The sequence below is a fragment of the Haladaptatus sp. genome, assembly GCF_049589095.1.
In the GTDB taxonomy this organism is placed as follows: domain Archaea; phylum Halobacteriota; class Halobacteria; order Halobacteriales; family Haladaptataceae; genus Haladaptatus.
In genome coordinates this window covers 1-8,869 of record NZ_JBAWAC010000386.1, presented here as the reverse complement: position 1 = coordinate 8,869, position 8,869 = coordinate 1, and the positions used below count along the sequence as shown (strand labels likewise).

General features: G+C 59.3%; 9 protein-coding genes and 2 pseudogenes. 3 read left to right on the top strand and 8 right to left on the bottom strand.

Translation table 11 applies throughout. From position 1 onward, the window contains the following. Positions 1-597 (top strand): annotated as a pseudogene (locus tag WBV42_RS12145) (aminomethyl-transferring glycine dehydrogenase subunit GcvPB); the annotation flags it as partial. Between the two features lie 114 nt (positions 598-711). Continuing rightward, a complete protein-coding gene (locus tag WBV42_RS12140) occupies positions 712-1,215 on the top strand; it encodes a hypothetical protein (RefSeq protein ID WP_423986267.1) in 504 nt (167 codons plus the stop codon). Positions 1,216-1,258: 43 nt separating this feature from the next. Here WBV42_RS12140 and WBV42_RS12135 read toward each other — a convergent pair whose 3' ends face one another. The 7 genes and pseudogenes from WBV42_RS12135 to WBV42_RS12105 form a co-directional block, all read right to left on the bottom strand. Beyond that, positions 1,259-1,765: a helix-turn-helix domain-containing protein gene (locus WBV42_RS12135; protein ID WP_423986266.1), complete on the bottom strand. Its 507-nt coding sequence runs from the start codon at positions 1,763-1,765 to the stop codon at positions 1,259-1,261. Positions 1,766-1,879: 114 nt separating this feature from the next. Beyond that, complete coding sequence (locus WBV42_RS12130; protein ID WP_423986268.1) at positions 1,880-2,359, bottom strand: acyl-CoA dehydrogenase family protein; 480 nt, start codon at positions 2,357-2,359, stop codon at positions 1,880-1,882. Positions 2,360-2,386: 27 nt separating this feature from the next. Then, a pseudogene (locus tag WBV42_RS12125) lies at positions 2,387-2,566 on the bottom strand (acyl-CoA dehydrogenase family protein); the annotation flags it as partial. 12 nt (positions 2,567-2,578) lie between these two features. Then, positions 2,579-3,019: an acyl-CoA dehydrogenase family protein gene (locus WBV42_RS12120; RefSeq protein WP_423986265.1), complete on the bottom strand. Its 441-nt coding sequence runs from the start codon at positions 3,017-3,019 to the stop codon at positions 2,579-2,581. Between the two features lie 396 nt (positions 3,020-3,415). Next, complete coding sequence (locus WBV42_RS12115; protein ID WP_423986264.1) at positions 3,416-3,583, bottom strand: hypothetical protein; 168 nt, start codon at positions 3,581-3,583, stop codon at positions 3,416-3,418. A gap of 44 nt (positions 3,584-3,627) precedes the next feature. Continuing rightward, positions 3,628-4,632, bottom strand: coding sequence for a DHH family phosphoesterase (locus WBV42_RS12110; protein WP_066141926.1), 1,005 nt, complete (start codon positions 4,630-4,632; stop codon positions 3,628-3,630). Between the two features lie 159 nt (positions 4,633-4,791). Beyond that, positions 4,792-5,469 carry a helix-turn-helix domain-containing protein gene (locus tag WBV42_RS12105; protein ID WP_423986263.1) on the bottom strand — a complete coding sequence of 226 codons (678 nt, stop codon included), beginning with the start codon at positions 5,467-5,469 and terminating at the stop codon, positions 4,792-4,794. Positions 5,470-5,552: 83 nt separating this feature from the next. Here WBV42_RS12105 and WBV42_RS12100 point away from each other — a divergent pair, with 83 nt between their 5' ends. Continuing rightward, positions 5,553-6,923: a cytochrome P450 gene (locus WBV42_RS12100; RefSeq protein ID WP_423986262.1), complete on the top strand. Its 1,371-nt coding sequence runs from the start codon at positions 5,553-5,555 to the stop codon at positions 6,921-6,923. A 71-nt stretch (positions 6,924-6,994) separates the two neighbouring features. On the opposite strand, the gene WBV42_RS12095 is transcribed toward WBV42_RS12100, so the two are convergent. Continuing rightward, complete coding sequence (locus WBV42_RS12095) at positions 6,995-8,224, bottom strand: Cdc6/Cdc18 family protein (protein ID WP_253227095.1); 1,230 nt, start codon at positions 8,222-8,224, stop codon at positions 6,995-6,997. Between the last annotated feature and the right edge of the window lie 645 nt (positions 8,225-8,869).

Below are 8,869 nucleotides of genomic sequence, written 5' to 3'. Positions count from 1 at the left end.
GCCCCGTTCCTGCCCGCCCCGCGGGTACGGGAGCGCGAGGCGCAAAGCGCCTCGGAACGAGCGAGCGGCGAGACGCCGCGAGCAACTGAATCTGGATACGAACGGTTCGACCCCGAACTCACCATCGGCAAGGTCCACGGCTTCACGGGCAACTGGCTCGTGCTGGTCAAAGCCTACGCCTACATCGCTCGACTCGGCGACGAAGGATTGAGCGACGCGAGCGCGAAGGCCGTCCTCAACGCGAACTATCTCGGGTCGCAGATCGAGTACGAGGTGCCGTTCTCGCCGTTCCACCACGAGTTCGTTGCCAGTGCGGGCGATCAGGACGCCGCCGACGTGGCGAAACGCATGCTCGATTACGGCGTTCACCCGCCGACGACGAAGTGGCCAGAAATCGTCTCCGAGGCGCTGATGACCGAACCGACGGAAATCGAGAACCGGGAAACGCTGGACGAACTCGCCGAGGCGTTCAACGCCGTCGCCCGAGAGGACGACGAAGTCCTTGAAGCGGCACCCCGGAAGACGACTGCAAAGCGAATCGATCAAGCGAGCGCCGCGCGGAACCTGCGGCTCTCGTGGCAGGCGCTGGACGAGTAAGTCGGTTCGACGGGATGTAGCTTCCCGTTTTCGCAAGGGGGAACGTGGTTTTTCGACGACTGTGGCTGCTATCAGATCACAAGATATATGATTTCATTATTCCTTCACTGATGGATGAAACAAATCCTGAAACCCCTCAGTTTAGTCCTCCTCTTGCTTCTCGCGGGCTGTAACGGTGCGACGTTCGGTTCGACGTCGACCACGGGAACGCAGACCGCCTCGACGACGTCCCCCGTGACCACTGGATCCACGGATCGGACGGCGACAGGCCAAACGACCTCGGTGACGACGGACCGAACGACGACGTCCACCACGAAACCCTGTACCGTCACGAACGAATCGAGCGACGGTGCGGCGTGGGTCGTCAAGCCGACGATGGACGGCACCAAAGTGATGCTCATGACCCAATGGAACAGGAGTGCCACCGTCACGAAACTCGATGCGACGCTGGATGGAAAGCGGCTATTTCGGGCGTATCCGGAACGCGACGCTCCGAACGCGACCGGATGGGGACGATACGTTGGCACCGTCCCACTCGCGGGACAACTCCGGGTCGAACTGTACGACAACGGAACGCAAGTCGGCCGATACAACGCGTCCGTAGTCTGTGAACGATAAGGCGGACTGATCCGTTCGATTTCGTGGGACGGCTTCGAGAGAGCTATGTAGCGTTGGTTTGCCCGAGCAGGGTGGCTTCGACTTTATGGAGATGCTCGTGGAGCGTCGATGTGGAGATATCCAACTCGTCCGCTAACTCTCCGGCCGACGCTTTCCTCGGATAGTCGTAGTATCCACGTTCGCGGGCGAGTTGAAACACTTCCAGTTGGCGTTTCGTGAGTCGGTCAACCGGGAGGCTATTCACGGTTGTCTGCCGACTCGCTTGCTTCATTCCCCTGATGTTGATTTCCGCATCCATCTCCTCACGAACCTCGTCGAACTTCACCTGAACCGTCCGTCGGTCGTGGTTCGTCACGAGGGTCCAGTACTCCCGCCCGTCACGGATGTCTATCGGGCCGCTACACACGAACCCTCGCGACGTCAACGGTTGGCTGATCTGTTTTCTCCCATCGTGAACGACGAGGAGTTCGCGTATCGCGTTTCCCGGCCGTTGAACGGTCGTTCGCTGGAACATTGGGTCCATTTCGGAAATCGAATGTATCTGGTCCATCCCGGAAATGCCTTCGAGTGCGTCCGTAATCGTCTCCCGTTCGTTCGCGTAAATCGTGAAAAGTGTCGAAACCTCGTCCCCGGTCGGAATAATCCCTCCGTGTCGAAGCGTCTCTCAGTCACCGTGTCGTTCGAACACCGCATCGGCAAGCGTGTTCTTGTGGCCTTCGTTCGGGCCACCTGCGATGGTGAGGAGTTTCGCGTCGCGGAGATACCGCTCAACGTGATGTTCGGTCGTGTATCCGACGCCGCCGTGGAGTTGGATCGCATCGTTCGCGTTGTCCACCGCGGCCTGTGTCGCGTTGATTTTCGCCATGCTGAACTCCCGAGTTACGTCGAGGCCGCGGTCAGCACGGTCGGCCGCCCGGAGCGTGAGCAACCGTGCGATATCGACACGTTCGGCCATCCTTCCGATTTCCCATCGTACTCCCTGAAAATCACCGATGTGCCCATCGTACTGCTCCCTGGACTTCGTGTACGATATCGTGTCTTCGAGGGCCGCACGGGCGATGCCAACACCGCGGGCGGGAACGTTCACACCGGTATGGACTCGACCGCGCTGGACGTACCCGTCACCTTCGGCTCCGACGAGCAGGTCGGCGGGGACGTGGACATCCGAGAGCGAGACGCGCGGGGACTTGACGCTGTTTGCACCGAGCGTTTCCCACACCGTCTCGACCTCGAACTCCTCGGTCGGAACGAGGAACGCGCTGATGTCGTGCGGTGCGTCCTCGTCGGACCCCGTTTTGGCGTACGTGAGCACGTAGTCGGCGTCGAGGAAGTTCGTCACCCACTGTTTGTGGCCGTCGAGGACTCACTCGTCCCCTCGTCGTTCGGCCGTGGTTTCCATTTCGAGTTTGTTGCTGCCCGCGTTCGCCTCGCTCAGCCCGAGCGCGCCGACCGTTTCGAACGTCGCCATCTCCGGAAGGAACGTTTCGCGTTGCTCATCGGTCCCGAACCGCTCGATGACCGTTGCGACGCCGAGGTGAAGCCCGAGGGTACTGGCCACCGACATGAGCGCCGCCGAAAGCTCCTCGACGACCAAAGCGAGTTCGACCAGCCCTTCGCCACGCCCTCCGTATTCTTCGGGAAGCGTCAACCCGGTCAATCGTCGAGCACCGAGTTCGTCGAGTATTTCGGCCGGGTATTCCCCACGTCTGTCCAACCCTTTTGCCGTCGGTCTGATCTCGTTTTCCGCGAACTCACGAACGTCCGCCCGAAGCGAGCGTTGGTCTTCCGTTAACTCGAATCGCATATACGAATGGACGGCACGTCGGTGGATTAAGTACAGGACCGGCTATAGCAGGTTCACCAGTATCGGATCGGGTGTTTTCAGGTGGAACTACGATCACGCGATGGACGTTGTCAGCGAGGGCACTCCGCGAGAAGACGACCGCAGCCACGACGGTATCCGCAACGAGACGCCCCATTGCATACGGAGACGACCACGTTCAGAACTCCCCCCGCCACAGACGGCGGTTGTGGCGGTGGTGTTCGCGCTCGGAAAGTCGTAGATGGTGTTCGCGCTCGGAGATCCATATTTGCTATAGCGATATCGGATTTACCGAGCCGAATCGACGATCGAACGATAGTCGAGAGAAACGTCGTCACTCGCCGTCAAACACTGTAAAATACGAAAATCAACTTTGACTTACGCCGACGCCGAATCGATGTCGCCGTCGATGCGCACTAGCGCGTAGTCACACTCCGAGCAGTGCCACTTGGTTTTCTCGCCGAGGTGCAGGTTCGTGCTCGCACAGCGCCAGAACGTCTGTTCGCCTCCACACTCGGGACACTCGTGTTGGATTTCGAGGCTCATACTCGGTATCGGTTATTGGCGAAGTTTAAGATGCTGGTTTCTCCTCACGCTTCGCCCCGTTCGAGATGCAGCGCGTCGAAGAATCGATGCAGCACGCGGCGCGAGGCGAACTCCACGAGATCGTCGTCGTCGGCATCCGCGTCGGCGAACAGACCGAGCGGAATCTGTGCCCCGGCCATGTCTGCGTGTCCACCTGCGCTTCCGACGTCGCCGAACGCCTGTTGGAGGACGTTTCCCGCGTGGACGCGGGGGTCGATGGACCGCGCGCTCATCTCGACCGATCCGTTGACGACGCCGAAGACGAGTACCGTATCCACGCCTTCGACGTTCAGCAGGTAGTCGGCGGCCTGTGCGAGCGCATCCCGTTCCGAGGTCCGACCGGCCGACGTGGCGAGGGTCGCCCCGCGCTGGACGCGGTTGCGAATTGCTTCGCCGATGGCATCCACGGTTGCCGGGGAGAACGCCGCACCGTAGAGCTCTTCGAGCAGGTCGAGGTCGGCGTGCCGACAGACGTACAGCGCGGCTTCGTACTCGTGCGGCGTGGGGTTGCGAATGAAGTCGATTCGCTCGCGGTGGAGGGCGAACAACAACGCGGACCCCAGTTGAACGTTCGCTTCGATACCGAGGTCGCGAAGATATTCGACGAGGATGCTCGCCGTCGCGCCGTAATCCTCCCGCAAGTCCACGAATTCGGCTTCCGGGTTCTCCGTGGCGTGGTGGTCGATGACGATGTCCGGCTTCACGGCATCGAGTTCGGTATGCCCTGCCGGTGTGGAATGGTCGACGAACGCGACGCGGTCGAACTCCTCGGGGTCGAACGTATCGAGGTGGTCCAACTGAACGTGGAGCAGGTTGACGAAGGCTCGATTTTGCTGATGCGAAATCGCCCCTCCGTAGAAGAGTTCCACGTCCTCGACACCGTTCGACTCGGCGATGACCGAAAGCGCGAGCGCGCTTGCGATGCAGTCCGGGTCGGGGTTGTCGTGGCAGACGACCGCGAGCGAGTCGACCCCCGCGAGGTACTCGACTAACTCCTGGACGCGGGTCATGATAGCTGTTCGACGCGAGATAGTATCAAACCGTGGCTGGGAATCCGGTACGCTCACGAGAAATAAACTGCATATCACGATACAAAATTTGTTGGGCGGGTACGGCCGGACCCGGAGGTCATCTCACATATCGGTGTTCTGTGCGTACTCGATCATGACTCACATCTCGGTGTTCTGTGCGTACTCGGTCATGACGCGACGTTCGATACGTTGGAGACGGTCACCGACCGTTCCCGGAGTGACACCGAGGCGGTCCGCGAGGGCGCGCTGGGTCGTCTCTTTCGGTACCTCGTAGTACCCTTCTCGGATTGCTAGATCGAGTAAGTCGGTTTGCGTATCGGTCAACACGGCTGTCGATTCGCTTTTCGATTCGAGATGCCCGATTCGAGTGACCGAGGCATCGACCAAATCCGGGACGTCGTCGATCGCACGCTGAATGTTGCCGTTCGTTCCGATGACCGTGAACCTGATTTCGGGTCCGCGGTCCGTCAAGCGGTGTTCGACCGGCCAATCGAGGACGATTTTGTTGCGGTAGAGGATGCTGAGCAGGTCGTCGATCGGCCCGTCGCTCCGGTAATGAGCGTAGATGACGCCGCGTTCGTCGGTACCCGCGATGTCGTACTGGAGTACTTCGTCGCTCGACTCCAATAGTTCCTCAGCGACCGAAAGATCACCGCTGATGTCAGTTAGACCGAAGTATTCCCCGTCCGCGACCGGACTCATGTACCGCATGGAATCGATCGAGATGGCCGATGAGCGGTTGAATCGGTCGAATACCGGGATAGATATCTCACGAGAGAGCACGAGTGTGGCATATCGAAACGTTTCGGAGGCCATAGCGTGAAACGGTATCGATGTTATAAATGGATCTAGCATGTTAGAATAAGTCCTCAATAGAGTCGCGGGCCTCCGTTCAATAGATGAGTAACGAACCAGCTGTCGGTAAGTTCCCACCAGGGCCGTCGGGGCTCCCGGTCGTGGGCGCGGCACCACATGCGATTCTAGGCGGTCTCGATTTCCGCGAGCGGATGGCGAGCGAGTACGGCGACGTCGTTCATTGGGAGGATCATCACGGACACGTCTATCAGCTCAACCACCCCGACGATATCCAGCAGGTCCTCGTCTACAACAACACGAACTACGTGAAGGGAAATCAGTTCCAGCGCGTACTCGGTCCCTTGACCGGAAACGGTATCCTGAACAGTGAGGGTGAGGAGTGGCGGGGGAACCGGCGTGTCATTCAACCGGCGTTCCACCCCGACCGTATCGAGGTCTACGCCGACATGATAACCGACCTCACCGATGCGTCGATCGATAACTGGCGGGACGGCGAAACCCGTTCGATCCACGACGATATGATGGAGTTGACGTTGCGCGTCGTCGCACAAGCGTTGTTCGGCGTCGATATCGACCGCTACGTTGGGGACATCGAGACGGCGGTCAACGACTTTCTTCCGGCGACCTCCAGCCTTCCGAACATCATGCTCCCGGAGAACGTTCCGCTGCCGTCGAGGTGGCGAATGGACAGGGCTCGCGAGACCCTCGACGATGTCGTCGACGAGATCATCCAGAAGAAACGCACCAACCCCGGTGAGCACGATGTCATCTCGATGCTGCTCAACGCGAACGACGAGGACGGTGGCACGCTCTCGAAGAAACAGATCCACGACGAGGCGATTACGCTCCTCTTTGCAGGCCACGAAACGACGGCAGTCTCGTTGACGTACACGACGTATCTCCTCGCACAGCACCCGGAAGTCGAAGCGAAACTCGTCGCGGAACTCGACGAGGTGCTCGGCGGCGAGCGGCCGACGATGGCCGACCTCTCCGAACTCACGTACACGGAACAGGTGGTCAAGGAGTCGATGCGACTGCTCCCGCCGGTGCCGTTTATCACTCGCGAGGCGAAGGCTACCGACGAAATCGGCGATTATCGGATCCCGGCAGGCGCGAGAGTGTTCATGAGCCAATGGGTCGTTCACCGCGACTCGCGGTGGTACGACGACCCGCTCGCGTTCCAACCCAAACGCTGGACGAAGGAGTTCCAACGGTCCCTTCCGCCGCTCGCGTACTTCCCGTTCGCGGCGGGACCGCGGCGCTGTATTGGCGACCGATTTGCCATGCTCGAAGCACGGCTCATCCTCGCGATGTTGTATCAGAACTACCACCTCGAACTCGCCTCGGATCGGAACTTGGAGGTAATCCCAACGGTCACGTCACGACCGAAAGAGGACGTTCTGATGACGGTCCACGAACGCTCGGGGGACGAGACGCCTGAATCGGATCGATAGGCCGGATTTTCTTCGACGCTTTGGAGGTGGTGAATGTTGGAAGTACTCGTATCGAGGCCGACGAGGGTGTTTCAGAAATCGTTTTGGCACGCTTGAATGACCAGCTTGGGTTCGTCGTACAGGCTGTTGACCGTGTGTTTGCCCTTCCCTCGTCCGCGTCCGCGCTGGTCCTGTTTGATGAGGTCGAGGAACTCCAGTTCGGTCAGCAAATCCCTGACGCGTCGCTCCTTCAGGGGCTCTGAATCCATCTGTTCACATATCTGTCGGTAGGAGTGTTGGACCACCTTGTTCGGAATCTTCGGCTCGTCATCGTTCGACTGTTGGACTTGCGATGCGAGCGCGAGCAGGACGTATCGCGCGTGGGGCGGCTGTTTGGAGATGAGTTCCGAGATGCGATTCGCGCCCTCCCGTTCCTGTGCGACGTCGACGTGGGCGTCCCGAACGAACGACTCGCGTTCTTCCTCCGCGACTTCGCCAGCAAAGCGGAGCACGTCGATCGCCTTGCGGGCGTCGCCGTGTTCCCGGGCGGCCAGTGCGGCTACCTTCGGGATGACGTCGGTTTCGAGCACGCCGTCCACGAACGCGTCGCGGCGCGATTCGAGGATTTCTCGCAGCTGTGTGGCGTCGTAGGGTGGGAAGACGTAATCGCGTTCACAGAGGCTGCTTTTGACGCGCTCGTTCAGTTCGTCCTTGTATCGGATCTTGTTCGAGATGCCGATAACGCCGAGATTGCACGCGTCGATCTTTCCAGCTTCGCTCGCACGCGAGAGGTTCATGAGGAGGTTGTCACCGGCAGTGTCGCCGCTCGTGTCCCCGATTCCTTCGAGTTTATCCACCTCGTCGAGGATGATGATGGCGACATCGTACATGCTTTCGAGGACGGTCCACAGCCGGTTGTAGTACATCGAGGTGCTGATTCCCTGCTCGGGGATGGCCGTCCCGGTGAGGTCCTCGTCGTTGAGTTGGTCCGCGACGGATTGGACGACTTGGGTTTCAGTCGAGTCCTGTAGACAGTCGATGTACGCGAAGCCAGCGTTCACCCCGTTTTGCGATGCACGTTGCATCATCTGTCGGCTGATGAACTTCGTGCAGAGGGATTTTCCGGTGCCGGTCTTTCCGTAGAGGAAGATGTTGTTCGGGGTGTTGCCAGTGAGTGCGGGCCGGAGCGCGGTACCAAGTCGTCGCAATTCGTCTTCACGGCCGATAATTCGGTCGCCGTCGGGGAGATGAGATACCTGAAGGAGTTCCTTGTCGTTGAAAATAACCGTGTCGTCTCCAAAGTAGTCCACTGACTCGGACATCTATGAACCCTATGTCGAGTGAGGGTATTTAAACATACCTCCATACTGCCGCTGTAATTATCGAGATAGGATGGTAGACGGTGTATCGAAGCTGTTTTACACCCCTCATTGCCGTTGTAACGGACCGGATTGCCGCTGTAACAGGACGGATTGTCGTCGTAAAAGGAACGGACCGTCACCGTATCGGACCGGGTTGCCGCTGTAAGTTCGGCGAGCTTTCGTGATAAATTCAGCGAAATGCTTCGGAGCGGCTTCCGTGGTCGGAAAGATACCGAGACTCGGAACGACGCCGGGATCAGAATGCCATCGGGAGAACGACGACGGAATCGGAACGACATCGGGTGTCGGAATGGCCGATGATCGGAACGACATCGGTGGTCTAGTTATCGGACTGTTCTTCGAGTGCCACGAGGTTTCTGATGCGAGGGAGGATATCGATTGGGTGGGAGTTGCATGGACACCGCGTTGCCGTTGTAAACGGGGTGCAGAGGTTCTGTTTCCCGCGAATATTGACCTTTTGTTGTGGAATTCTTTTCTCTCGACCCTGGACTGCCGTTGTAAACGCGCGTTTCCGTCGATTGTTTGATCCGTTTGTCGGGGGCCCCACGTTGCCGTTGTAAGTGTGGGGGTGTGTGGTGGAGGGGA